A 26473-nucleotide genomic window follows, 5' to 3' on the forward strand; every position below is an offset into this window, starting at 1 on the left:
ACAATCTGCTTTTCAGTTAAAAGAAAGTGGTGTTAATGTTAATGCTGAAGGTGTTAGCAAAAGGATAGTCCAGTCCGCGTTCGCGTTTGATACTTGAAATACGGAATGGATTATTCAGGTAAAAGTCGATACGGGTGTTCGACATTTTCATTGCTTTGAACCATTGATCAGGGAACCGGTAGCTCGCGGAAATGCTGCTGCAATCCAGCATATTTTCTGTTTGCACAAACCGGGAAGTAGCATAGGTAGGTGACGATACCGGTTGCGCCACCGCATAAGCAGTWGTGTAGGTAATCCCTTTATACATGGTATGATCTCCTGGTTTTCTCCAGCGTTGCTCTGATACCCGCCTGTCTACGTTATAAGTAATATCTGCATTTTCCACGCGATCCACGAGGGTTTGGTTATAGATCTGTCCACCCAAACGGTACATGAGATAGATATTAAGACTGATCCCCTTATAGTCCACACCTGTGGAGAGGGTGCCTGATACTTTCGGCTCACTATCTCCCAACACTACTTTATCATTAGGGTCCCAGGTGTAGGTATAGGTGCCATCTTTACGCATAAACAGCTCCTGTCCGCTGGCAGGGTCAATGCCCATACTTCTTACACCCCATATGGCGCTCAGCGACTGCCCTTCCTCGAAGCGGGTGCGTGGGTATAGTTGTTGTTTTTTGTCGTCAGCATTTGTGAATTTGTCGTTATCAGCATTCAGTTTTTTCAGGGTATTTGAGATTTTATCGATCTTATTGGTGTTGTGAAATGCTGACACACCTACTCTCCAGAAAAACTCCTGTTTGGTGCGCTGTACAACTACCACATTGGTGCTGGCTTGCCATCCTTTGTTGCGCAGGGAGCCTACGTTTTCTTTAAAGCTGGAAAATCCCAACGACGGAGGCGTGTTGATATCCAGTATCAGGTCGTTGGTGCTGTTATTATAATAGTCGGCGCTCAGACTCCAGCGGTTATGCCAGAAAGTGGCATCCATTCCTATATTCCGTTTAAATCCTTTTTGCCAGCCCAATGCGGAATTTCCATATCCCAGCAGGTAAGCACTTAGTTGCGACAGGTAATAACGCTCCGTGGCATAGGTATAGGTGGTAATGGCCATGTATGGTGGAAAGCGCTGGTCGCCGGTAGTACCAACAGATGCTCTCAGTTTAAGAAAATTGACTTGTGGATTGTTTTTCAAAAACCTTTCCCGATGCAGGTTCCAGCCTACACCGAATGACCAGAAAGGCGCCAGGCTTTTATCTTTTCCAAACTGGGAAGACGCATCCAGGCTACTGGAAAAATCGGCAAGGTAACGGTTATCATAAGAGTAGTTGACGTTCATGCGCGCGCTCACCAGCCGGCTGATTCCCTGGAGACCAGTGGGTTTGGTATTGGTGGCATATCCGCTGGCAAAAATAATATTATCCATCCTGGCGTTCGGGAAACCCACGGCCAGCACGCTGGACGATTCATTCTGTACCTCGCTCAGGTTACCACCACCAGTTACATACAGCAGGCTTTTGCCTAACATTTTACGGATATCAAAACCGAGGGTAGCGTTATAGTTGTCGCTTTTGCCATTCGTTTTCAGATAGCTTCCTTTCTGGCTAAAGTCTACATTATCAAAGCTGGTATGTGCTGCCGGTTTGAAGTCATTGGATTCCTCCGTTCCTTTAGTAAAGCTGAAGCTGCCGTTAAAACGGAGCCAGGATAAGGCCGACCATTCAAACCTGAAATTATTGGTGAGTGAAAAATACTGACTGAAATTCTGCGTACCCACATTGGCGTTATAGATGGGATTGTCTGAGTAATTGTAAGCGTACCCTATCCAGCTGGTATCAAGATAACGGAGCGGGTTGCCATTTTCATCAAATGCCTTGTTATAGGGATTCATTTTTGCATACTGGCTAAAGGGGCCGTAAGGCGAATTGGTGGCTTTGTTAGAGTTTACAGAAAGATCGTTACCGAAGAGTAATTTGTTGCTACGGTAATTCAGTGTAACGCCTCCACTCAGATTTTTCCGTCCGGAACCTTTCATCACACCTACATTATCCTGGTAACCCATATTTACGCCGTAACGTACCGCATTATCCCCACCTTCGAGGTAAAGTGAGTGCGTGCTACCTACACCGGTTTGCAGTGGTTGCGACAGCCAGTAAGTATTGACGCCACTGGTAACCGCTTTTAAACGCCGGTTATATTCTTCATCCAGCGTAAGCTGATCACCCTGGAAACGGGTGGAGACATACCTTCCCGCATCTTTTTCAAGCTGCAGTTTTTCTTTTGCATTCAGTAGATGATAACCTGTGAGGTCCGGCGCTTCTACCTGGATGCCACCTCTGTAGGATACTCTTACAGCGCCTTCTTTCGGCTGCCGGGTATCGATGACAATAACGCCATTGGATGCACGGGAACCATAAATAGCGGTAGCTGCTGCATCCTTCAGGATAGTGATCCTCGATACACGATTCATATCCAGGTCAAAGATGCGTTGCATACTTACTTCGAAACCATCGAGTACAAACATCGGTGCATTGGGTTTATCCCCATACATGCTACGCAGACTGGCACTACTGCTTCTGCCTGACTGTACGGGAAAATTGTTTTGTCCTCTTAACTGTACATCCGGCAGGCGGTTGGGATCTGATCCCAGATTAATATTTTCCGGCATTTGAAAAGAAGGATCCAGCACACTGATTGCAGCCAATATATTCTGGGGAGATACCCGCTGTAATTCTTCTGCGGTAATAGTTTTGGCAGAGCCGGTAAAATTTTCCACCGGCCGTTTGTATATACCAGTTACCACTACATCTGTTAAAGTTTTCGATTTACCGGTTAAACGGATAACAAGATTTGTCTTTTTTTCACCGAGTGACAGCTCTTTTGGTTCGTACCCGATATGCTTCAACACCAGCACCCTGGCCACTGGTGCTCTCAGAATGAAATTACCTTCGTCATCGGCGGTAGTGCCAATGGTAGTGCCTTTTATCAATATGGTGGCACCGGGCAGGGGTTCTTCATTTTCTTCAGCCACAATACGCCCACTGATAACGATGCGTTGCTGCAGCCCATCATCTGTGGAGATGTTGTAGGTATTTGCCGGTGTGGGTGTATGTAGTGCATCCAGCTGTTTATGTGGTCCTGTTTCTTCCACCAGTTGTCCGGGAGAAGCCGGCGCGCCGCCCGGCGTATCTGTACTTATGATGGCATAGGTATGGTCGTTGAATTTTCTGAGCTGCAATTGCATTGGTGCTAAAATATTGCTCATGTATCTCTCCAATTCTTCCCGTTTGGTTTGTGACACATCACAGGTACAGGCCTTCCCTTTCAGCAGGGTTTCTTCATAAATAAAGCTCACTTTGTATCGCTGTTGTATCTTCTTTAGTAACAACGGCAATGGCGTTGTATGCGTTTGCATAGGATTCTCCGGCGCCGGTAAGGGAGAAAAAACTGCAGCGGTGACCATACTGTCAGGACATAGCAATGACAATACTCCCGCCAGGAGCAGAATAAAGCGGTTCATAATAAATATTTCTTTTTAATTGGTTGATATAATCCTTCTCGCTGTCATCATTATTGGTGGGAAATGATGAGCGAATCACCTTGTTGGTGAATATTAATCTTTAAAATAGTTGACAAAATAGTGTAAAGCTGTTGTTCATCATTTGTATCTACCGTACCTCCGGAAAGCTGTCTGCTTAACAGCAGCGTATCGCGGATACCTATTTTACGGCCATAATTATATCCAATAAACTTCACGACATCTCCAAAATTTGTTTTATCCAATTCCAATTTGCCTGTTTTCCAGGCAGTATATATCCTCGTATTGATTTTCTCTTTTTTTACTGTTTCATTGGCGCCATTGACAGTAAGCATTTCGCCGGGCTGCATCATTACCGGCTGGAAACGGCCAGTTTCACTACTGAGTTGTACGCGTCCCGTCTCGAGTACTACGCTGTTCATTCCTGTGCGGGTATTTACGTTAAAAGATGTACCTAATACGGCTACCTGTATCACACCGGCATGTACCAGGAAGCGTTCCGGATCAGTTACCGGTGTACCTTTCCGATGCAGATGTTTAACATCAAAAAAAGCTTCTCCTGTTATCCATACCTCTCTTTCTTTTATCTTATTCCAGCTGCTGGCGTAGCGCAATACCGCATTGCCGTTCATGATCACGGAGGAACTATCCGGTAATATCACCTGTCTGATTTCCCCTGCAGTCGTGCGTATTTCGGTCCATCGAGGCTGTTGCATCTGCCATATTCTATACAGGCCTGTAATGGTAAAGAGCAGCAGAACCGCCGCTGCTGCGGCCTGCCAGCTAAGCAACCGGATACGTCGTTGCTGTTTGGGTTTTTGTGCATGGACATTCGCCCACATGATTTTACGCGTTTCTTCCCAACCTGCAGCCGGTGGCTTTATTTCTATATTATCCAGACTGGCCGCATGATACCATGATTCCAGCAACTCTTTTTCTTCCGGAGTGCAAGTGCCTTGATTGTATTTTTTAATAAGTGACAGCAGCTGTTCGTCCATATAGTGATAACGTCTATTACAGGTAATAACGGATAACTGGCCACGAAGTACCAGGGTACAGAAAAAAAATTCAGGAAATGATTAAATCCGGAAAAGTAAAGCTCGATCGCCGGCAGCAGGAACAAAAAGGCAGGATCTCAAAGCAGGAACGAAAGAAAATACCGCTGAACCTCGTTCCGTACACGCTGCAGGGCCGTGGTTAGTTGGTTCTTTACGGTTTGGGGCGACAGTACCAACAGCGTGGCTATTTCTGCCACAGTCAGGTGCTGTTCCCGGCTCAGCTGATAAATTTCTTTCATTTTGGCCGGCAGCGATGCTACTGCCGCGGCTACCACATTGCGGAGTTCTTTGTTGGTAATATTCTCCAAAGGCTGCTCCGGCGTGTCAGCAGGATGGAAAGGCAGCTCCATAATATAATGCAGCCGTACCTGCTGCTTCTCATAAAAATCAAATACTTTATTACGCAGTGCTGTAAACAAATATCCCGCTATTGACTCGCCGGCCTTTACCTTATCAATGTTATTCCAGAAAGCAATAAACACCTCCTGCACCAGGTCCTGTGCATCGGCTTCTGATCTTACACGTTGATAAGCGATGCGGTACAAGTCCTGCCAGTATTTGTCAAACAATTGCTGAAAAGCCAGCTCATTGCCGGATTTGGCACTATCTATTAATATTTGATCATTGCTCATCATTTGTTGTCAATAGCAGGCACATTCAGATAGTACACCTTAATAATATGGAGAACACAAGTTTAAGGAAATGTTACCAATAATCTTAGTTTTTATTAACTTAGTTTTAGTGACAGGGAAACTGATATTCCCTGATGTATAATTTCTCCAGCAATGCCCATCCCTTTACCAATAGCTGCCTTGATATGAGAATACTCCTTTTTATCCTACCCATTTTTCTCTTCTCCTGTCATAACAACGAAGCGAAAGATCCTACTGTTTTAACACAACTTGAATACTTCAGGGCTATCGAAAAAAATGATGTAAAACTTGCCCCTCCTAAAGAAGGTGAATGGCTTTTTGAACATAAGGAAAAGGGGCAAAGTTTTGATGAATACAAAAAAGTAAATCCTGTAAGATCTCACGCCGACAAGTCCGTCATTTACTTAATGCCTGTCGGCGATTTTACTATACTGCAGGAGAAAGCATTACAGCTGACACGGAACTACATTGCCATTTTCTTTCAGCAGAAGACCGTGTTATTGAAAGCGGTTTCAGATAGTGTCATTCCCGCATCTGCGACCCGACAACAAGGAAATCATGTACAACTGCTGGCCCCTTATGTGCTGGACAGTTTACTCATCGCTAAAACACCAGCAGATGGCATCGCATTAATGGCGATCAGCGCAAAGGACCTGTATCCAAAAAACGATTGGAACTATGTATTTGGATTGGCCTCATATGCTAAAAGAGTAGGTGTGACTTCTATTTACAGACTACAAAATCAACAGTTGGACAGCGCTAATTTTTTGCAATGTTTAGGCAGACTAATAAATATATCCTCTCACGAAATAGGGCATATGATGTCCATACCTCATTGCACTTTTGCCAGGTGTATCATGAATGGCACTAACAGTTTGAATGAAACAGATGCAGCTCCCAACCGTCTTTGCTCTGAATGTCAAAAGAAGTTGTTCTGGAATTTTAAGTACGATAATAAAAAAAGGTTGAAAGAGCTCTATGACTTTTGCCAGCAAAATGGCTTGCAAAGGGATTTTAGTGTGTTGAAGCTGGATTGGGAGGCGGTGGAATAATAGCCATTCTTTCCCCTAACAACTCAATGTCCTCCTTTCTAGCCAGTTCACTGATCCACTTCTCCGGTATACCTTCCAGCCCGTACATTAATCCCGCCAGGCCACCGGTCACGGCTCCTGTAGTGTCCGTATCTCTTCCCAGGTTCACGGCTTTTAAAACGGCGTCCGCATAATTATCGGTATTCAAAATACACCAGATACTTGCCTCTAACGTATGCAGGACATATCCACCACTACTGATAGTGGACGCAGGTGCAAAATGAATATCTTCCTTAAAAAGGCGATTAAACTTTGCTATTTCATCTGCATGAATCCCTTGCTGCACGATGAAAGCGGGCAATGTTTTCTGCAGAGAAAGAAATACCTCGAACTTATCTTTTTTCAGCAGGATCAGCCGGGCAAATTCCAGGTAATAAAAACAGGCAACAACGGCACGCATATGTCCGTGTGTAAGGGAAGATACATCCCTGGTTAACTCAAACCGCTCTGCAATGGGCCTATCTTTTATATAAAAAAGCAACGGCAGGATTCTCATCAGCGAGCCATTACCATTCTCGGATTCATAAAATCCGCCTGCCATGGTTGGTGCAATGCCTTTCGCCAGCCGCTCAATCGATTCGGCGGTAGTAATCCCAATATCAAATACTTCTCCATGAGGTGTCCAGAAATTCTTATATCGCCAGTCAACAAAGTATTTTGCGAGCAGGGTCAGACTAAAATCTGTCGTGAGTGCTTCTGCCAGACAAAAGGCCAGGGAGCTATCATCTGACCAGGTACCTGCCGGCTGATGATGCGATCCGTATCCCACCATGTCGGTAACGGGCCTGAGCTCCAGCCCTTCCCGTTCTCTGAATTCCACCGGTACACCTAATGCATCTCCAACTGCCAGTCCGAATAAAGCCGCTTTAATCTGATCCATTTTTCTGCTACTGAATTTTCTCCAAGATAAAATTTTCCGGCTTCCCAACTGCAATACGCTTCTCCTATCATGGCTATCCGGTAAAATTTTTACCGCTGAAGCTGTGCTACTGTGGCATTACACTGAAAATGGCTGATAAGAAGATACAGGCAACTAACCTGTCATTTTTTTAGCCTGGACGCTATTTGTCCCCATTATAACCGCTGCCAAATAAAACAGCAAAAGCTTCATTATAGTTTAAAAATCAATACTTTACATATCTTTCGATGCTATCCCAGATAAAATTATTGTGATATTAGTTTTTTACTAATAAAGGCTTATCTTAGTGTATCGAAATAGCGTTCACTTGACTAAGAATAGCAAGTAATTTCGAATTAAACTTTCAACAGAAAAAACTGTCATAGAGCCCAGGTTTTAAAAATAGCTTTGAGAAAATAGTAACAACAGAAAAGGAAAAACGAGATTAAATTTATTATCAACAAACAAAATCTAATGTCTGCAAGATGTTTCTATTAGTGAAAATATCCTGCGCATAACAACTACCAAAATTTGAATACTAGTACGATCACACCCTTAATAGCTAATCATTAAAGCATCAGCTATTAGTTTCTGGCAGTGTTATTACCATTTTAACCTAAGAGACGACGAACGTAATCAGGATGGTAGCGGTGTATTTAGCCACTGCATTGCTTAAAAATCGCTTATGAGAATTGGCTTATGAGAAATCAATATTGCTTATGAGAAAATTGTCTTCGCGTAAAAAGCATTCCCTCTGTTTACGCCTTTGTCCTCCACCATGTAAACAATACGTGTAATGAACGAAGAATGAGTTATACTAAGAGGAAGGTCTTTAAGTTTAAAAAACTTTTTCGGCTATAGTCTTGTTTAATGGTATTACTGTACTAACGGAAGATTCATTCGTATAAAATTCAGCAAAGAAAAAGCTGTAAAGGCTGTGCTATGCCTTTATACATGAGATTCGTGCAACAACTGAAATTCTAATTAAAATACCACCGCTCTCATCATTAAATGATCAATCAATGATCCCATACTATAATACATTTTTACCCTCTAATGGCCCTCCGTATCACGGGTTGAATTTGCCAGCACGATTTAAAAATTTCATTAAATAAACCACAACCAAAATCAAGTTTATGAGGAAAAAAACAACTCATCTTATTATTTTCATCTCTGGTGCAAATAAGGAACCAAAGAGGGCTTTACGCAAAGCTTTCCTGGCACTGGTTATGTTAATAGTGCCCTTACTCACTTTTGCCCAGCAAAAGATTTCCGGTAAAGTGACGGCGCAGGAAGATGGATCTGTCTTACCGGGTGTAAGCGTGAGAATTAAGAACACCAATACGGGCACTGCAACAGATCCCAAGGGTGATTTTTCACTAACAGCATCACAAGGCGATGTCCTTGTATTTACTTTCATCGGCTACACCGACAGGGAAGTACCCGTTACTTCCAGTCTTAAATACAATATTTCTTTACAGTCTATCCGCACTTCGTTAACCGAAATAGTGGTAACAGGTCAGGGTGTAAAAAGAGAAAAAAGAAGTCTTGGTTATGCTGTAGCCACTATCAATAAAGAAGACATTGGCGACAATACCAGCCCGATCAATGCGCTTACCGGAAAGGTAGCCGGCTTAAGTATCACTTCAGGATACGCACCGGGTGCTTCTTCCAGGATTACCCTGCGTGGTCCTACTTCTTTCAGCGGTAGTAACCAGCCGGTTTTTGTTATCGACGGTATTCCTGTCAGCAATGATAACATCCGGAATGCCGACTTCCTGAATGACCAGGTGGATTATGGTAACAGGGGAAATGATATCAACCCGAATGATATTGAAAGCATCACTGTACTGAAAGGACCAGCTGCTGCTGCGTTGTATGGTAGTATCGCGTCTAACGGTGCCATCCTGATCACCACCAAAAAAGGTAAAAAGAATTCACCGGCACAGATCAACTTCAGCACCAGCTATCAATTGTCCAGCATACTGAAATATCCTGATTTCCAGAATGAATTTGGACAGGGTAACATTTACGCAGGTATTGCGGACGACAGAAGGGAAAACTTCAGTTGGGGTGAGCCCTTTGATGGTAAAGAAAGACCATGGGGCCAAATTATTAATGGCAAACAACAGTTAAGAGAATACAAGGCCATTCCAAACAACGTGAAGGATTTCTTTGACAAGGGTCAAACCTTTAATAATAACCTCACTGTTTCCGGTGGTAATGAAAAATCCACTTATTTCTTGTCAGTAGGTGCATTAAACAATAAAGGAATCATTCCTACCACCAACTACAATAAGTATAGTGTTAGATTCAGTGGTTCTTCTGAGTTTTCTGAGAAGTTTTCCAGCCAGGCATCTATCRGATATACCAATATCTCCAGCCAGTTGCCTTTAGGCGGACAAACCAACTCTGTTTACAACTCCATATTCCAGCAGCCACGGGATGCCCCTATCGTTGATTTCAAAGATCTCAGCAATCCTTTCAACGGTACATTTATAGATGACGCAGGTGTACCCCGCTACGGATACTATGGTGCCTATACGAAAAACCCATACTTCCTGCTACAGAACTATAAAAACAACAACTCTGTAGAACGTGTGAACGGAACGATTTCATTGAGTTACAAACCTATTGCAGGACTGGATATCACAGAACGTATAGGTGCGGATATATACAGCGATCGCAGGTATGAAAAAGGCGCCAAATATTCCTATCAGCCGGCCGATCCGTTTTATGCAAACAATAACTGGAATGATAATGGTAAATATTCTCAGGATGTTACCAACTATAGCCAGATCAACCATGACCTGATCATCACGTATACCAAAGCGCTGACCAAAGACCTGAACATGAAATTGTTAGGCGGTAATAACGTGAGGATGACCACCAGCAACAATCTTTTTTCGGCGACCAATACCACCGGCGGTTTGATAGTGCCTGATTTCTATAACCTGGATAACTCCAACGGCCCTATTAACTCTACCAATACGCTTACGCAAAGAAGATTGTATGGCTTTTATGGAGAAGCTGATTTCGACTATAAGAACATGCTCTTCCTGGGTGGAACTATCCGTAATGATATTTCGTCTACCCTGCCTACCAACAACAACTCTTATGTTTACCCAAGTGTAAACGGTGCTTTTGTATTTTCAGAGTTGTATAAAGACCAGTCTTTTGCAGATGTGCTGAGTTTCGGAAAGATACGGGTTAGTTATGCGAAAGTAGGCGCAGATGCTCCTCCCTATCGCTTACAAACCACTTATACCAAAACTGATGTGAATKGTGACTTTGGTGAAATCCTGTTTCCAATTTCGAGCAACAACAACACTATTCCTGGCTTTGCACGCCGTACGCTCATCGGAAACCCAGACCTGAAGCCTGAGTTTACTTCTTCCTTCGAAGTAGGAACTGAGCTGTCTTTCCTGAAAAACATCATCAACCTGGATGTGACTTACTACAGTACCAAGTCCACCAACCAGATTGTAGACGTTCCTATTCCTAACAGCTCCGGGTTTAATAACATTACCCTGAACGTGGGAGAAATGACCAACAAAGGGCTGGAAATAGGTTTAAAGGCAACGCCCGTGAATACTTCTTACGGATTACGCGTAGACCTGTTTGGTACCTTCAGTAAATTAGACAACAAAGTAGTTGACATCAACGATAAACTGGACCAGGTAGCTATTAGTGGCGGTATCAGTGGTACTACTGCGATGGCGCAGGTAGCTGCCAAAGGAAGAAAGTATGGCACTTTCTATGGCACCGGTCTTGCTATTGATCCGGCAAGCGGCAAAGTGATTGTTGACAAAGCAACAGGACAACCACTTAACAACGCCACCAACTATTATGGTTCTTACCTGCCTGATTATATGGCTTCCTTCGGCGGTAGTATTTCCTACAAAGGATTTATGTTGAAGTTCCTGTTTGATACCAAACAAGGCGGTGTATTCTATTCAAACACCAAGAGTGTAATTGACTTTGGTGGATATGCAAAGGAAACGGCTGTTAATGGCAGACTGCCTTATGTATTCCCGAACTCCGTATATGACGATGGTACTGGCAAATTTGTAAATAATACCACTGTCAAATTCCGTCCGTACGATTACTTTACAAGTGTGCTGCCAGCCGGAGAAAACATCATAGATGCCAGCTATGTTAAACTGCGCGAGGCTTCTATAGGCTATACTTTCAGCCAGTCTATGTTAAGACATACGCCATTCACCAAACTGGGTATAGTGCTTTATGGCAATAACCTGTTCCTGTGGGTACCTAAATCCAACCAGTTTGCTGATCCGGAAATCAACGCGCAAGGAGCCAGTAACGTACAGGGATATGAATTCTTATCCAGTCCTTCGCTCAGGAACATGGGTATTAAAGTAGATGTATCATTCTAATTTCAACCGGGCCTAAAAATTAAAATTGATGAAAACGAATATAATAGCACTATTCTTTCTGTCAACCTTACTGCTCTCGTCAGTGGGTTGCAAAAAGTTCCTGGATGTAAATAAAGATCCCAACAATGCAGTAGATGTACCGGTGAACGTGTTGCTTCCGTCTGCCGAAACGGGACTTACATATGCTGTTGGCAATACCTTATCAATCAATGGCGGTATCTGGTCACAATACTGGACGCAGAGTCCCAACTCTTCTCAATACAAAAACCTGGACCAATATTCTCCTGCTGAAGGCGATTTTGGCAACGTGTGGGGCAATCTTGAAATAGATGCCCTCGAAAATCTGCAGAAGGTAATTGATAAAGGAAATACTACCAATCAGAAACAATATGTGGCGATCGCTATGTTGTTGAAAGCATACTCCTTTCAGCTTACTACGGATTTATGGGGTGATGTACCTTTCAGTGAAGCCTTACAGGGCGATGCTGCTACATCCATACTGAATCCGAAATATGAATCGCAAAGCGCTATTTATACCGGATTAGTAAAAATGATTGATGACGCCACGAAGTTAATCAACCCGGATGAAGCCACTCCTGGTAATGACGACCTCATTTATGGGGGCGACATGGATAAGTGGCACCGTTTTGCCAATACCCTCAAATTAAGAGTAGGTTTGCGCCTGGCGAAAAAAGATGCTGCAAGAGCGGCTACTATTGTGAAATCGTTGGAAGGGGCAGACTTTATTCAACCTGGAGAATCAGCTTTGCAAACCTTTAACTCTACCGGTGGTCAGCAAAATCCGCTTTATGGTGCATTAGCAGGTACCGTACTGGCAAAAACGCCTAACCTGGTTGCCAGCTCCACTGCCGTTGGCTTTTACAGTGGTAACAGTGATCCCAGGCTGAATGCGTTTTATGCCCCGGTAGGAACTACTGTAGTAGGCATTCCACAGGGTAGCTTCAATAATCCTCCCACTACTACGGTTTCTTCACCATCCGCAGCTACCGGTGCTAATGCAACGGACGCCGCTTCGGCACTGGCTCCCGTAAAACTGATTACGGATTATGAAGCTGATTTCCTGCAGGCAGAAGCCATTGCAAGAGGCTGGCTGACAGGTGATGCCAAAAGCATGTACGAACAGGGTATCACCGATAACTTTACTGCCTATAAGGTAGATGGAGCCGCCGACTACATTGCTCAAACAGCGATTGCATATCCCACCGGAACGCCCCTGGAAACGCAGATAAAGGCCATTATTACACAAAAATGGGCAGCCATGAATGGTAACCAAACAATAGAAGCCTGGACAGAATGGAGAAGAACGGGATATCCTTCCTTCTTTACTATTTCAAAAGCGTCTATTATCGGTGCTGGCAGGTGGCCGGGCATATTCCTGTACCCCTCTTCGGAGTTGACCAGGAACCCTAATGCCCCTAAAACCAATCACCTGGTATACGACAAAGTTTGGTGGGCAAATTAAGGAGTAAGCCGTTGGTGATAATACCACTGGCTTTTCATCCTCAACATTCTTTTAACTATTAATTGTTTGGCATGAAAGCGTTATTATATATCTTCCTTGCAGGCACCTTGCTGTTCACCGCCTGCACGAAAAAATCGGAAAATGTGTACACGAAAATGGTGACACCGGTTTATCCTAAACTAACACTGAAAGGCGCACCTGTGGTTACTTTAAGTGTTGGTGGTACTTATACGGATGCTGGCGCTACCGGATTCGATAGTCTCACTAATACCACCACTCAGCTCACACCGATATCCAACAATGTGGACGCGGCTAATGCAGGTTTCTATGTGGTTAATTTTCTCACAAAAAATCTGTGGGGCTATCGGACAAGCGCTGCGAGACTGGTACTGGTTACCACGGTTCCTGCCAGTGATGATATCAGTGGCACCTACGTACGTAGTAGCAATGGTGAAGCTGTGCATGTTGTAAAGGCTGGTACAGGGCTATATACCATTGATAATGTGGGCGGCGTGGCAGGTGCTCCGGCAGCTTTTGTTTTTCCGTATTATATCGGATTTACAGATGTGAATACCTTTGAGGGACCACAGCAAAGCACTCCACTTGGAGGGTTATCGCTGTCAAATCCTGTCATCATTCGTTCAGGTTCCAGTGTAACACTTAAATATGTGGTCATTAATGGAAACTTCGGTACATCGGTACGTACCTTCGTAAAACAATAGTCATCACTACATCTGATAAAAAGAAGAAGCTGTCTCAAAATGAGACAGCTTCTTCTTTTTATGGCCCCTTCCAAATGGTGGTTGAATGGGGCAGTGCTATAATTGAAAATATCCCACTATCCATTTAAATGATTTTCTCTAACCCATTTTTACCCCCACCTTCCATGAGTTAAATCATTTTTATGAAGCACATACATCTTTTCCCTCTACTACTATTAATGGGGCTTGCCTATAACGGTCAGGCCCAGCAGACTCCATCCCCTGGCTATTTTACATTAAAATTAATGAAAGGAGATACCCTGGCAAATGTATATTCAAGAACAATAGCTTATACGGGAGATGATTTTTTGCCTGTTGTATACAGGGTGAGTGGCAGCAGCAGGTACGAAGTAGTCAACAATGACGGATCAAACCCTGTATTTAACGAAACAGACCTCTATGATGGCCAGCCGGAAAGTAAAGCCGTGGCTATTATCGGGCTTAATGGCACCAACAGTTACGATGGCAGGTCATTCGTGAACACCAGCGCCAGTGGCTTACTCTACAGCGAATTGATATGGGGACCTATCCATGCATCACTGCACGAAGGCGATTCCTGGCAGCATACCATTTCCCGGCCATGGGAACTGGGTGGATCTGGTACCCAGGTGATAAAAGTGATCGCACTGGATGAACGCCATCAAACCGTTACGTTACAGCGGGAAGGAAATAGTGAAGGTTTCTTCGACAACGACCTGAAACAGCTCTCTATTACCATGAAAAAAGAGGCTAAAAAACTGAAAGTGGATGTTGTACCTGGCCCTGCGCACTGGACCGGCTACACCACTTTTAAGAATGGAGTGGTTATCAGTGATGAATTGCTGGTTACCAGAACAGTCACCTTGTTGGCAGACAGCCTTCATTTTAAAGGACATCAACGGGAGTGTATCTTATTAAATGCAATGCCGCATAAACTGTAGTAGCCAGCTTTAGTTATAAAGAGCAGGAAAAAACCGGCCACGTGCTTCTCAAAAAAAGCACAAAAAAAAAGTATGCTTTTCAGCATACTTTTTTTCAATGAGTAAGATATATAAAATTAGATAACTTTTACGTTAACTGCATTTAATCCTTTTTTACCATTTTCTACATCATACGTTACACTGTCATTTTCACGCAGCTCACCAGTGATACCGGATATGTGAACGAAGATGTCTGGACCACCATTAGATGGAGTAATGAAACCGAATCCTTTGGATTCATTGAAAAATTTAACTGTACCTTGTTGCATTATATTTTATTTATTAATTACGCCCAAGGTACACTTATATAGTTTAACAACCTAAATAGTTTTAAATATCCCGAAATTTATTTTATACTGCTCTTCTCGCTTCCTTTTAATCTTTTATGGTTACCACAACGCAATACTCCCCATTATATACAGGCTAGCGCTGTCTTTCAGGTCATTTCCCTTCTGTATATCCGCTGCAACCCGACGTCAGGAGGATCTGTTAGCATTTATATTAAAAATACACTCATAATCAAATAGTTACATACTAAAAAAGACATTCCACTTCATACATTACAAAATATTAATATTAGTATTATAAATATAACGCCGTTGTCACAAAAACAGTCGAAATCAGGCGTTTTGCCCTTGTTGGACGAAGAACAAAAACCGGAAATTGCCCGCCTTTTTGGCGAAAAAATGGACTCAACATCTATTTTTATTGTATCTATGTCGATAAATGTCATGTGTTCAACACCATGGGTGGAATATGCGGCGGACTTCATTCATCGTTAAACCATATAAAATATGTATTCCGGTTACCTTTCCCTTTTCTTAATTATTGGCTTTGCTATCCTATTGGTGCTATTAGCAGGGCTTATATTTTCCATTATTGTTTTCTATACCAAAAGTAAAGTGCACGAAGTAATCGCCTGGATATGCGGCGGCTTGTGGCTTTTACTGGACCAATGCATTGCATATAGTGGTAAGTTTGAGACAGAAGGGATTCCCAATTACTTCTTTTATCCTATCCTGCTACTATTTTTTTTGCTACTACAATACCGGTCTAATTCGGCAGAGGGAAATAATCTAAAGATCCTCTATATCGCTAAAACAGTCCTGGTGGTAGTATTTCTGGGCGACCTGAATTCGCAGATATTCACCATGCTGCTACAAAACGACATCGTGAGTTATGATCAGCCTGCAGTAAGAATAATTATACCGGCAGTAGGCGTCGTGATTTCTATATCGGTGATGGCCTACATTACCTTCCTGTATTTAGAGCGTATCAAAGCATCTATCCAGAAAAATGAAATTTTCAGGAGCGCCATTATATTTGTCGCCGCTTCCTATTTCTTCGGAAACGTTTTAGGCAACCTCTTCTTTTTTATACAATATTACAAGCGCCTGTCAGATGTATCCGGTTTTATCTTCTTCCGGCCACAGCAAATAGCCATACAACTGGCCTATATGCTCGTGGAAACATTGGTGGCAGCTACAATAGCCGCCTACATCTATAAATCAAAACAGGAAGCCATCACGCAGGCTTCCATAAAGGAGTAAACAGTTTTTTAACAGGATCATAATATACTCGGTTTCCACATATTTCTAACTTTGCTGACATAACCAGCACGGTTAACTGATAAATTATTTTCTTGCAGGCAGTTGTAACGAGCTGCCTGCTTTTTTAATGCTAATCGGATCCATACATGATGCAAAGAAGATCTCTGCTAAAGAAAATGGGAGGCCTGTTACTGGCGCCAGCCCTTCCCTATTCACGGCTGCTTTCTAAAGAAACACCCGCGTTAAGAATAGCGCACCTGACGGATATTCACTTAAAAAATGATTTCGATGCACCCAGGCATCTGCGTGATTGCCTGCACCATGTACAGCAACAAACACCCAAAGTAGATTTCATGCTGAATGGCGGCGACATTGTGTTTGATATGAACAAGGAAGAACTAACCACCATCCGCAACCAATGGCAACTGCTGCATTCGGTAATGACTGCAGAATGCAGTTTGCCGGTACATTATGTACTCGGCAACCATGATATCTGGTGGCAGGAGCAGAACAAAACCCAGGCTCTATACGGCAAACAATACTCCCTTGAACAACTGCAACTACCCAAACCTTATTACAGCTTTTCCAAAAATGGCTGGAAATTCATTTGTCTGGATAGTGTGCACCTTGATATTGACGGCACCTGGTACATCGGGAAATTAGGGGCGGAGCAATTCAGCTGGCTGGAGAATGAATTGAAAAATACAACACCCAACACACCCGTATGTGTATTGTCACATATTCCTATTCTTACCGCCACCCTGATGATTGAGGATAACATTGTGAACAAATGGGAAATGCTGGGCGGTGATATGCATACCGATACCGCTGCTATCATTAAATTATTCTATCAACATCCTAATGTAAAGCTGTGTTTAAGCGGACATATACACTTACGTGATAAGGTAGTTTACAACAATGTTACCTATCTCTGTAATGGCGCCGTAAGCGGAGGCTGGTGGAAAGGCAACAACCGGGAAACCGCACCAGGTTATGGACTGATCGACTTATACGCAGATGGAACGTTTGATGAAAAATATGTAAACTACTAAGACCATAAAACGCTTTCTGTGTATTAACAGAAAGCGTTTTTATGAAAGATACCATGGCACCTGGTAAAAGTACATTTAACAAAAAATTGCAACACGCCCCTTTACAACAAAACAATGAATCCCCTACTTTCGGTGCAACAATGAAAAAAACATGCCGAGTATCCTGTTTAAATGCCTGTTGTTATTAACATTCCTCCGTCCTTCCGCTATCGAAGGAAAACACTTTACCGTTAAAATAATTATCCCGGCGACGGTCAATGAAAAAAACCTTGTCATTAACTATGATGATGGAAAAGATAATATTAGCGTAACTCCGAATTTTGTGAATCATGAAATGACAATTTCCGGTAACTATTTCTCTCGTTATGCTACTATCCGCATTTATCCAAAGGAAGGCGAAAAATTCAATGGTGGCTCTTATTGGATAGCAAACAAAGCTGCAGTCATTGATTTTTCACCAGCACAAAAAAGTCCGCGTTTAGTGAATGCGCTGGATATAAAAAAGACAGGAGGAGATAAGCTGCAAACATTTATTGAGGCAGTTCAAAAAGACAAAGATGACTATTGGGAAGCGCATGCCACCGCCATTATGGACTTAAACAGTCCGGAACGGCTAATATTTTTTGATAAAATAAAAGCAGTAGAAGACAAAAAACTTCAATTTCTAATCAACAATAAATCAACATACTATTCCTTCTGGATATTTCGTACCGAAATGGTATATATGGGGGCGAGTGTTCCTCCCGGATACCAACATATTACAGTCGCCACACTCAGAAAACTATACCATTCCATTTTTCCGGACAGCTTAAAAAATTCAGTGGAAGGAGCAACTGTATTGGCAATACTCGCAGGAAGAGATGTACGCAAAAATGCGATGGCACTGGATTTTACGACTACCGATATCTCTCATCATAAAATAGCATTGCACGACTACCGCAATAAATATGTATTGCTTAATTTCTGGGCTTCCTGGTGCAGTCCTTGTGTAGCAGAATTACCTACCATCAAAAAAATAAGGGACACTTATAATACGAACCAACTGGAAATCATCAGCAATACCGTACACGATGATTCTACTGCTTTTTTAGCTGCAGTGGAAAAGTACAAGATCAGTTGGATAAAAGTTTTTAATGATGAGGCATTAGCCAAATTATATACTGCGCCTCTACCTTTATTATTACTCATAGACAAATCCGGTGAAATAATCTACGAGCGGAATGAAGAACTCACCTCCGAAATTGATAGTTTGCCACTGCTACAACGACTATTAAAAGAGCGGTTTACCGAAAAAGAGGAGTAATACCTACTCCCCTTTCAAATACTTTATCGGATTAGCTACTGCCGCTTTAATGGCCTGAAAACTCACTGTCAACAGCGTAATGGCTGTAATAACACCAGCGGTGATCAGGAACACATCCGGCCCTATATGAATACGATAAGCAAAATAACCCAACCAGTGATTCATTCCCCACCACACCAGCAGGAATGCGATGACCACTGCCAGGGATACCAGTTTAAAAAATTCCCTGGATAGCAATAATGTCAGATTACTCACAGATGCACCAATCACTTTGCGGATGCTGATTTCCTTCTGCCGTCTCTGGGCTGTAAAAGCAGCCAGTCCAAATAAACCCAGGCAGGATATGATGATAGCTAAACCAGCAAAATAACGGGATAAGCTACCAATTCTCATTTCGGCGACATACATGGCCTGGTAGTCATCGTCGAGGAAGCGGTATTCAAATGCCATTCCCGGATTAAACCGCTGGAACGCTTTACGGATACCAGCAATCGCTTGTTCCTCCCTGTCGCCGCTCACTTTCACCATGATATTGGGCATTACCGGGTACACCTGGAAGAAACAGGGTTGTACCGACTGATACAATGATTCAAAATTGAAATCAGCTGCTATACCTACTATCTGCCGGTTTTCTCCCCACAGCCGGATGGTTTTGCCAACAGGATCTTTTAATCCCATTCTTTTAATAGCGGTTTCGTTAAAGACAATCTCCCTGTGCGCATTATTGCTTACAGAAAAGTTACGTCCTTCTTTAATATTGATACCGGCCGTTTCCAGGAAATTATATCCTACTTCAATATTTGCAAAATCGATATCAGCGTGGGGATCTTTTCCAGGCCATTTCAGTGAAGAAGTTCCACCGTGTGCGCCCATCAGGTTATGATAATAGCTGGAGGCATTTACCACGCCTGGAACAGCTTTCAACTCGTCTACAAAAGCCGCCGCATGACTCATTTTTACGGAGTCTTCTTCCAATGGAATTTCAAAATGAATCAAATGCTCCCGGTTATATCCCAGGTTCTTTGATTGGATAAAACTCAACTGTTTATAAACGATCAGCACAGCTGCAATGAATACTACAGACAGCGTAAACTGGAATACTACCAGCCCTTTACGTACCATCACCTCTCCAAAAGAAGTATTGAGCTTTCCTTTTAAAACCGCTACCGGGTTAAATCCGGAGAGATATAAAGCAGGATAGCTGCCTGCCACCAAACCAGTGATCAGTGCAATACCTGATACTATCAACATCAATTCCACACTGAAATGCAGACTTAACTGTTTACCGGAAATTTCATTAAAAACAGGTATCAGGAAGATAACGAAAATGATGGCCAGGATCATCGACAGGAAAGTCATCAACATAGACTCTCCCATATATTGTGCAATCAAGGTGCCCCGGCTGGCACCCATTACTTTCTTAATGCCTATTTCTTTCATTCTGCGCGAAGCCTTTGCCGTAGATAAATTCATGAAATTGATACAGGCAATCAACAATATGAGAATAGCAATAATAGAAAACATTTTTACATAAGTAATTCTTCCGCCAGCCTGTACTCCATTCTCATACTTCCCATACAGGTATTGATCGGAGAACCGACCAAGAAACAAACTAATACCTGCATCTTTATTTTTCTTCGCTACAAAATTTTCGATCTTATGATTGAGTTGGTCAATGTCTGTTTTATCCTTTACAATTACAAACGTGTTTGGATCATTATTGCCCCATTCCAATAATCCAGGCCGCTTTTCGAGCACCAGGTCGTAATTAAACATCAGGTCAAACTGCTCTGTAGCAGATGGAGGATTGCTTTTGAATATGCCGGAGATGGTATACAAACCGCTGAATTCCCCTGCATCCCATTTTAATGTTTTACCTACCACACCCGTGGTAGTATTAAAAAATTTACGCGCCAGTTCTTCAGAAATAATCACATTGTATTTATCCTGCAGCACCTGGCTTTCATCTCCTGCTATCAAATGAGTGGTAAATACATTGAAATAATCTTTCCCTACATACTGTCCTCCAGCTTTTATACGGGTATCGCCGATGGTAATGATCCCTTTGAAAGGAAACCAGGAGGCGGGGAGTACAGATACGGCATGTTCAATTTCAGGTATTTCTTCCTTTAATGCTTTCCCGAGTAGCCCCGGTGTATTGTTCATGGTATAAATACCATCATTGCTTTTCACATTCGCCATCACCTGGTATAAGTGCTGATCTTTTTCATTGTATTTATTCACATGGCGTTCATCACTGATCCACAACCATAGCAATAAGGAGCAAGCCAGACCGGTAGATAAACCTAATAAATTCAGCAAAGTAAACTGACGATCCTTTAAAAGGTTTCGCCAAATGATCCTGATATTATTTTTGAGCATTTTACAGCTATTAAAAAAATAAAATGAATGCGCTTCTTTTGCAAATACACTAAGCTATGATACAAGAACTATCCATTCCACAAATACAATACCTGATGAGCAATAATTGATAATCATTATTTTATGACAGACACAATTTTTCCAATGTTCACTTTTAGTACAGCAGTGTTCATTTCCGGTCATTACAAAAAAAGGCCGCATAAATCTACGATTCATGCGGCTGTTGAAAATATATAGGGGGAAGATTATTTAGCCAGGAACGGGCTTATCAGGTTGGTTAACTTACCGGTTTCCATCATCAGACTTACGTGGGTAGCGCCGGGTATAATGGCCAGTTGTGATTTGGGTAGTCCTGCCATATCACCAAAAATACCGCCGCCACAAAGTCTGTACATTTCCGCCACATGGTTCAGGTCTACACCATCGTTGTCTCCGTTAATAATCAGCACAGGTGATTTTATCTGCTTTACTTTATCTGCACCCAGATCAAAAGTGGTGGTGTCAAATTTGGTCATTTTGGCTACAAATGATTTCCAATGACTTTTATCCGGACTAAGTCTGTCGTATTCCGTTTTCAGCGGTGTTTGTTCCAGGAACTCAGGTTTCATGGTGGAAAAAATATCTCTCGCTGCCTGTATCCATCCATCGTATTTATACACGGAGGAAATAATAATCAGTTTATTTACGAGCGATGGATGTTCAATAGCCAGTTCGAGTGCTACGGTAGCTCCCAGACTATAGCCTAATACATCAGCACTGTCTATTTTCAGGTATTGTAATAATGCTGCTACATCGCTGGCCAGCGCGGGATACGAATATGCCCGATCGATATCTCCTGTTCTGCCATGGCCTTGCATTTCCAGCGCGATCACCTGGTGTGTTTTTGCAAGCTCTGGTATCAGCTGCCCATAGTTCAGGTCAATATTCATATAACTACCATGCAACAATACCAGTGGCTTTCCTGCACCATGTACTTCATAATACATTTTCAGACCATTAACAGGTGCATAACCAGATGTTTTTAACGTACTCATATGATTACCATTTGACGATTGTGCATGACCTGGAATAAAGAAGATACCGATCAGCGCGAGTGTAACAATCAGTGTTTTCATCGGGATAATATTATTTGGTAATGGATTCTGTATACTTTTTGAAATGATCCATGATAGCCTGCCAGCCGCTCTGTTGCATTTCCAGGGAGTTCTCTGCTTCTGCTTCGAAGGCTTCTGTTACTTTGGTGGTATTACCTTCGCCTTCAAAAGTAATGGTTACGGTTCTGCCATCACCGAGCGTATAGGCAATCAGCTCATGATCTTTTACTTCATCATATACTCCTGCGAAGTCAAAGCCCCAGCTACCATCTTTTGCTTCCATGCGTGACAGAAATTTTCCACCGGTGCGGATGTCGTTTTCTGCTTTAGGCGTATGCCAGTCATCGGAGGCGCTGTTCCATTTAACAATATGTACGGGGTTTGTCCAGGCATCCCAAACTTTTGCAACTGGTACATTTACAATGGCAGATACGGTGATCATGTTTTTTGTTGCTGTGTTCATTTTTATAAGTTTTTATTTGTGATCGTTTTTGTTAATGCAAACATACCATGACTATTCAACACGCAGGAAGGGGGAATACGACAAAATAGAGTAGACTTTGCGACAATGATGCAGGGGGACGTAAAACAAAAGGCCGGCAATGAGCTGCCAGCCTTTATTTGAGGTAAATAAACTTATATGTCAGGGATACTACCAGCCCGAAGGTGCTGCAATTACTTCCAGTTTACCACTGTAAAAACGATGGACGTATATTGATCCTTTTCATATAGCACGCCTATTTTTTTCCTGCCCAGCCTTACAATGTCTGAATAAGCAGCATATGCATAACCTGCTTTGCGGGAGCCATTGCCTTTATAAATACGATACCTTTTTTTCCAGGTTTGCCCGTCATCGAAGCTGATGCGGAGTGTCAGATCATCTCTTTCCAGTGAGTCGGCGGCATTACAGAATGCCAGTATATTCTTTTTACCCGAGCGGCCTATGTTCAGAATGCTACCCTGGCAAACAGGATCGGTGAGGTGCATATCGCGGTAAGTGGTGTCCCAGGTGGCGCCGCCATCACTGCTTACCGACACCAGTCGCACGTGGATATCCTGCCGGTTTTGATTGCGGCTGTTCATCATCAGTTTATTACCAGAAAGTTCTACTGCCATAGATTCATTGCTGCCTGGTACCGTGATGCTGTTGCCCAGTTTAAATGTTTTGCCGTGATCATCTGTATAGTAGCCGTGTGCCACATAATGCGCCGCATGCGCTACGGCGGGACCAGCAGTATGATTAGCCGCTATAAAAATCCGGCCTTTAAAAACACCCTCCTGAAACTGCATCACATGCCCTGGTGTATTGGCATAATAGCGCCAGTCTTCCGCAAAATTAAATGCCGGATCTATATCTGGTTGCTTAGGACGATGTATCTGCAAGGTAATATCTACCGGCGCATCCCAGGTACGACCACCGTCTGCCGAGGTTTTATAGTAACAACGCTTGATGCCTTTGCCTTTGATAATATCACCTTCCCGCTCCGTGCCGGTATTATAGAAAAAGAATATTCTGCCGTGGGGATAGGCCGGGTCCGTGAGGTCTACTACCGGTCCGGGGTTGGACAACTGCAATGTTCCTGATTCTGCAATCACCTGCAGGGGGGACCAGGTTTTTCCATTATCGGTGCTTCGCTTCATCACCATATCAATATCTCCATAATCATCCATACCATTTACCCGGCCTTCACAAAAGGCCAGCAGTTCCCCATTGGGCAAACGGATAAAAGCAGGGATACGAAATGCTTTATAGCCCTCGGCTCCCGACACAAATACGGGTACTTCTTTTTGTTGCGCATGAACGGCCATGATGGCGAACAATAGTGTAAGCGTTGCAATTATTTTTTTCATCGATTCATTTTGAATATATATCAGGAAGCCATATGCCGGAATTTAGATTTTCACTTTAAGCCCTTACATCACCGGTTCCTGCTGCAATAAATTTCGCGTGTAGTCGAGACCGATAGTATAGATCGATTCCAGGTGGTTGAACTCAAACATCCCAAACTTTCCCAATTCTGTAGGTTCAATAAAATAGCTGCACAGCAACTTGTTTTTCAGCACCGGTTCGCGGATAGCCAGGTGCAGTGTTCTTTCCAGATTGGCCAGGAAACCGCTGGTTGGGCTATAGGGCGTCAGTGGGTTTACGTGTACGCCAATGATATCCCTGTATAGTCCCATCAGTGGTTCTATGGGCAGGTTGCCGGACAAGCCACCGTCTACATACTGGGCACCTGCAATTTCTACCGGAGGGAAGAGCAGCGGCACAGAAGATGCTGCCAGGATAGCCGGAATCAGGGCGCCTTCGCTGAAAATGGCTTGATCGCCGGTAACAAAATTGGTAGCCGTAATGTATAAAGGAATGTTTAATTCTTCGAATGTTTTATGTCGTAATGTTTGCTTCAGTACTTCTTCTACTTTTTTGAGAGACAGAAAACCGGCACGCCAGTTCCGCCACTGCATAGACAGCCCGAGCTTATGTTGCTTAAATATTTCTCTCACGTCTTCGGTGCTGTAGCCATCGCATATAAAGGCGGCGGCAATAGATCCTGCGCTGGTAGCTGAAATGGCTTCCGGGAAAATGTTATGCTCAGAAAATGCTTTTAACACGCCCAGGTGGGCATAGCCACGGGCGCCACCTCCGGATAATACAAACGGGCGCAGGGTATGGGTCTTTTGGTTATTCATTCCACTAAATTAAAAAACCATCGGTAACGCCGGGGATTTTTATTTTTTACGGATCGTAATATACACGGGGCTTTCGCCTACCGTTACCCGGATGCTGCTGTCACCTGCTTTTTCCCAGGCAACCGGTGGCGCAGGTGCATCCGCAGTAGCCATGCCCGTTATACGCTCCGGCAATCCCGGAAGCTTATCGAGTGTTGCTTTTATTACATGCGGCTGATAGCTGTCTTTATATTGTGTACTGGCACCGGTAGGCGACCAGGCCACCCATATCAGCGACTGCGGATCTTTGCTATGTTCAAATTCAAATACGTACAACGCTCCTTCTTTCTTTTGTACAATGCGGCGGAAGCGATAATCACCGAGTGTCTGGTACAACTGCTTCACTGCCCAGAAAGACTGCTTCGGATTAAAATTGCGTGTCAACCCGGAAGCCGCATGGAAAGAAGCTTCATCTTCATCATTGTAGTAGTATAGGTAGGCGCGTTGAACGTCGCGGGCAGCAAATACCAGGAAAGAACGCACCAGGTACTGTGCCTGCTGCAAATCGCTGGCGCCCTGCCAGTTGAGCTTCAGTGCCCAGTCTTTCCGTTGTTTCATGGCCGCCGGTGTACAGGCATCATATCCAAATTCAGTTACCCATACCTCCTTCCCCGGTGCATGCTCATTACGCCAGGTGATGGCATCGTCTATTACTTTCAGGTATTGCAGGGAATTATCTTCCGGAAAACTCCTGTTCCAGGAATTGTCATTGGTAAGCGTTTTTTCTATGGTAGCATAGGTATGTAAATTGATGATATCATACAGGGGTAGTATGTCTTTATCTCCATAAAAACTATTTAAACCCTGTGAATAATTATCCCCTTTGCCTGCTACCACTGCCGGTGTTACAATCTTTAGCATTGAATCACCGTCGCGGATCCCCTGCGCCATTTTTGTAAAGAGTGTTTTAAATAGTGCCGGATCAAACCTGTTACCGGGTTCATTATCTATTTCGAAAGAAGTATTTAGCTTTTCCTTACCGGAAGGGCCGTAGTAGGTGGCCATAGCTTTCCCATAATCATATGCCCACTGTTCATGGCCAGCCCAGCGTTGCCGGTAATCCGGTGAGCCCACTCCAAAACTCAGGAACTGCAAACAGATATCTGTTTCAAAGCCGGCACTTTTCCAGGGGCCGTATACATCATTCTTCCAGTTGAGATGATTGGCCGTTACCGGTATTGCCAGAGAATCGCCTATTGCGTTTACATCCCAGTTGATGTTATGATAATTACGCACCAGGCGGCAAACCTGCCCATATAAAGCCGGTTTAAAGGTAACATGCCCGTTAATACCCATGAAGTCCTTAAACAGGGGCTTTACGGCCACGGAGAGCGTATCAGGGGGTTGTTCAGCCCCGGAGCTAGCGCAACTCATTTCAAGACAGGTGCAGCAGAACAGTATAATGGTAAAGAGCAATATTCTGGGCATGGCGGTTAGCATTACCCTATAAAGTAGTAATAATTTCTAACTTAAGCAGGATCAAATACAGCAACGGTTTTAAATAAGGAATGCGGCATGAAATCATGC

20 protein-coding genes are annotated in these 26473 nt (G+C 43.3%); 9 read left to right on the plus strand and 11 right to left on the minus strand.

The annotated features are described in order from the left end of the window. Window positions 1-16: 16 nt before the first annotated feature. The 3 genes from AC1DCV_RS31870 to AC1DCV_RS31880 all read right to left on the minus strand — a co-directional run bounded on the left by AC1DCV_RS31870 (window position 17) and on the right by AC1DCV_RS31880 (window position 5231). Window positions 17-3520 (minus strand): SusC/RagA family TonB-linked outer membrane protein, encoded by a 3504-nt coding sequence (locus tag AC1DCV_RS31870; protein WP_477026969.1) that lies wholly within the window; start codon window positions 3518-3520, stop codon window positions 17-19. A 50-nt stretch (window positions 3521-3570) separates the two neighbouring features. Then, the gene (locus AC1DCV_RS31875) at window positions 3571-4536 is read right to left on the minus strand and encodes a FecR family protein (RefSeq protein ID WP_477026970.1); all 966 of its coding nucleotides are present in this window, start codon (window positions 4534-4536) and stop codon (window positions 3571-3573) included. A gap of 137 nt (window positions 4537-4673) precedes the next feature. Beyond that, window positions 4674-5231, minus strand: a complete 558-nt coding sequence (locus AC1DCV_RS31880; protein WP_477026971.1) for an RNA polymerase sigma factor — start codon at window positions 5229-5231, stop codon at window positions 4674-4676. A 182-nt stretch (window positions 5232-5413) separates the two neighbouring features. Between AC1DCV_RS31880 and AC1DCV_RS31885 the strand changes: the two genes are divergently transcribed. Beyond that, a complete protein-coding gene (locus AC1DCV_RS31885; RefSeq protein WP_477026972.1) occupies window positions 5414-6301 on the plus strand; it encodes an archaemetzincin in 888 nt (295 codons plus the stop codon). Here AC1DCV_RS31885 and AC1DCV_RS31890 read toward each other — a convergent pair. Then, a complete protein-coding gene (locus tag AC1DCV_RS31890) occupies window positions 6264-7220 on the minus strand; it encodes an ADP-ribosylglycohydrolase family protein (RefSeq protein ID WP_477026973.1) in 957 nt (318 codons plus the stop codon). The genes AC1DCV_RS31885 and AC1DCV_RS31890 overlap by 38 nt on opposite strands. A 1154-nt stretch (window positions 7221-8374) precedes the next feature. Here AC1DCV_RS31890 and AC1DCV_RS31895 point away from each other — a divergent pair. From AC1DCV_RS31895 to AC1DCV_RS31910, 4 genes are all read left to right on the plus strand, one after another. Next, a complete protein-coding gene (locus tag AC1DCV_RS31895) occupies window positions 8375-11635 on the plus strand; it encodes a SusC/RagA family TonB-linked outer membrane protein (RefSeq protein ID WP_477026974.1) in 3261 nt (1086 codons plus the stop codon). A 28-nt stretch (window positions 11636-11663) separates the two neighbouring features. Continuing rightward, a complete protein-coding gene (locus tag AC1DCV_RS31900) occupies window positions 11664-13118 on the plus strand; it encodes a SusD/RagB family nutrient-binding outer membrane lipoprotein (protein ID WP_477026975.1) in 1455 nt (484 codons plus the stop codon). 71 nt (window positions 13119-13189) lie between these two features. Then, on the plus strand, window positions 13190-13840 hold the full coding sequence (locus tag AC1DCV_RS31905) for an immunoglobulin-like domain-containing protein (protein ID WP_477026976.1): 651 nt from the start codon (window positions 13190-13192) through the stop codon (window positions 13838-13840). A 182-nt stretch (window positions 13841-14022) separates the two neighbouring features. Next, the gene (locus AC1DCV_RS31910) at window positions 14023-14799 is read left to right on the plus strand and encodes a hypothetical protein (RefSeq protein WP_477026977.1); all 777 of its coding nucleotides are present in this window, start codon (window positions 14023-14025) and stop codon (window positions 14797-14799) included. 116 nt (window positions 14800-14915) lie between these two features. On the opposite strand, the gene AC1DCV_RS31915 is transcribed toward AC1DCV_RS31910, so the two are convergent. Next, window positions 14916-15107 carry a cold-shock protein gene (locus tag AC1DCV_RS31915; protein WP_133809298.1) on the minus strand — a complete coding sequence of 64 codons (192 nt, stop codon included), beginning with the start codon at window positions 15105-15107 and terminating at the stop codon, window positions 14916-14918. A gap of 330 nt (window positions 15108-15437) precedes the next feature. Between AC1DCV_RS31915 and AC1DCV_RS31920 the strand changes: the two genes are divergently transcribed. From AC1DCV_RS31920 to AC1DCV_RS31935, 4 genes are all read left to right on the plus strand, one after another. After that, window positions 15438-15620, plus strand: a complete 183-nt coding sequence (locus tag AC1DCV_RS31920; protein WP_477026978.1) for a hypothetical protein — start codon at window positions 15438-15440, stop codon at window positions 15618-15620. A gap of 12 nt (window positions 15621-15632) precedes the next feature. Next, complete coding sequence (locus AC1DCV_RS31925; protein WP_477026979.1) at window positions 15633-16388, plus strand: hypothetical protein; 756 nt, start codon at window positions 15633-15635, stop codon at window positions 16386-16388. 146 nt (window positions 16389-16534) lie between these two features. Continuing rightward, window positions 16535-17440 carry a metallophosphoesterase family protein gene (locus AC1DCV_RS31930; RefSeq protein ID WP_477026980.1) on the plus strand — a complete coding sequence of 302 codons (906 nt, stop codon included), beginning with the start codon at window positions 16535-16537 and terminating at the stop codon, window positions 17438-17440. Window positions 17441-17591: 151 nt separating this feature from the next. Next, window positions 17592-18743 (plus strand): TlpA disulfide reductase family protein, encoded by a 1152-nt coding sequence (locus AC1DCV_RS31935; protein ID WP_477026981.1) that lies wholly within the window; start codon window positions 17592-17594, stop codon window positions 18741-18743. 3 nt (window positions 18744-18746) lie between these two features. Here the strand turns inward: AC1DCV_RS31935 and AC1DCV_RS31940 are convergent, their stop codons facing one another. The 6 genes from AC1DCV_RS31940 to AC1DCV_RS31965 form a co-directional block, all read right to left on the minus strand. After that, window positions 18747-21125, minus strand: coding sequence for an ABC transporter permease (locus tag AC1DCV_RS31940; RefSeq protein WP_477026982.1), 2379 nt, complete (start codon window positions 21123-21125; stop codon window positions 18747-18749). A 245-nt stretch (window positions 21126-21370) separates the two neighbouring features. Continuing rightward, window positions 21371-22240: an alpha/beta fold hydrolase gene (locus AC1DCV_RS31945; protein ID WP_477026983.1), complete on the minus strand. Its 870-nt coding sequence runs from the start codon at window positions 22238-22240 to the stop codon at window positions 21371-21373. Between the two features lie 10 nt (window positions 22241-22250). Next, window positions 22251-22682 (minus strand): SRPBCC family protein, encoded by a 432-nt coding sequence (locus AC1DCV_RS31950; RefSeq protein WP_477026984.1) that lies wholly within the window; start codon window positions 22680-22682, stop codon window positions 22251-22253. A 212-nt stretch (window positions 22683-22894) separates the two neighbouring features. Then, window positions 22895-24070 (minus strand): sialidase family protein, encoded by a 1176-nt coding sequence (locus tag AC1DCV_RS31955; protein ID WP_477026985.1) that lies wholly within the window; start codon window positions 24068-24070, stop codon window positions 22895-22897. Between the two features lie 63 nt (window positions 24071-24133). Continuing rightward, window positions 24134-24907: a patatin-like phospholipase family protein gene (locus tag AC1DCV_RS31960; protein WP_477026986.1), complete on the minus strand. Its 774-nt coding sequence runs from the start codon at window positions 24905-24907 to the stop codon at window positions 24134-24136. Window positions 24908-24946: 39 nt separating this feature from the next. Beyond that, entirely contained in the window at window positions 24947-26374 is a 1428-nt protein-coding gene (locus tag AC1DCV_RS31965) for a hypothetical protein (RefSeq protein ID WP_477026987.1), read from the minus strand. Window positions 26375-26473 lie beyond the last annotated feature (99 nt).

Source organism: Chitinophaga sp. 10T418 (assembly GCF_056394125.1).

Bases quoted from the DNA above. Each gene is read 5' to 3' on its own strand.
- AC1DCV_RS31875 (WP_477026970.1), bottom strand. From the start codon at position 4,536: ATGGACGAACAGCTGCTGTCACTTATTAAAAAATACAATCAAGGCACT.
- AC1DCV_RS31880 (WP_477026971.1), bottom strand. From the start codon at position 5,231: ATGATGAGCAATGATCAAATATTAATAGATAGTGCCAAATCCGGCAAT.
- AC1DCV_RS31885 (WP_477026972.1), top strand. From the start codon at position 5,414: ATGAGAATACTCCTTTTTATCCTACCCATTTTTCTCTTCTCCTGTCAT.
- AC1DCV_RS31890 (WP_477026973.1), bottom strand. From the start codon at position 7,220: ATGGATCAGATTAAAGCGGCTTTATTCGGACTGGCAGTTGGAGATGCA.
- AC1DCV_RS31900 (WP_477026975.1), top strand. From the start codon at position 11,664: ATGAAAACGAATATAATAGCACTATTCTTTCTGTCAACCTTACTGCTC.
- AC1DCV_RS31905 (WP_477026976.1), top strand. From the start codon at position 13,190: ATGAAAGCGTTATTATATATCTTCCTTGCAGGCACCTTGCTGTTCACC.
- AC1DCV_RS31910 (WP_477026977.1), top strand. From the start codon at position 14,023: ATGAAGCACATACATCTTTTCCCTCTACTACTATTAATGGGGCTTGCC.
- AC1DCV_RS31915 (WP_133809298.1), bottom strand. From the start codon at position 15,107: ATGCAACAAGGTACAGTTAAATTTTTCAATGAATCCAAAGGATTCGGT.
- AC1DCV_RS31925 (WP_477026979.1), top strand. From the start codon at position 15,633: ATGTATTCCGGTTACCTTTCCCTTTTCTTAATTATTGGCTTTGCTATC.
- AC1DCV_RS31930 (WP_477026980.1), top strand. From the start codon at position 16,535: ATGATGCAAAGAAGATCTCTGCTAAAGAAAATGGGAGGCCTGTTACTG.
- AC1DCV_RS31935 (WP_477026981.1), top strand. From the start codon at position 17,592: ATGCCGAGTATCCTGTTTAAATGCCTGTTGTTATTAACATTCCTCCGT.
- AC1DCV_RS31940 (WP_477026982.1), bottom strand. From the start codon at position 21,125: ATGCTCAAAAATAATATCAGGATCATTTGGCGAAACCTTTTAAAGGAT.
- AC1DCV_RS31945 (WP_477026983.1), bottom strand. From the start codon at position 22,240: ATGAAAACACTGATTGTTACACTCGCGCTGATCGGTATCTTCTTTATT.
- AC1DCV_RS31950 (WP_477026984.1), bottom strand. From the start codon at position 22,682: ATGAACACAGCAACAAAAAACATGATCACCGTATCTGCCATTGTAAAT.
- AC1DCV_RS31955 (WP_477026985.1), bottom strand. From the start codon at position 24,070: ATGAAAAAAATAATTGCAACGCTTACACTATTGTTCGCCATCATGGCC.
- AC1DCV_RS31960 (WP_477026986.1), bottom strand. From the start codon at position 24,907: ATGAATAACCAAAAGACCCATACCCTGCGCCCGTTTGTATTATCCGGA.
- AC1DCV_RS31965 (WP_477026987.1), bottom strand. From the start codon at position 26,374: ATGCCCAGAATATTGCTCTTTACCATTATACTGTTCTGCTGCACCTGT.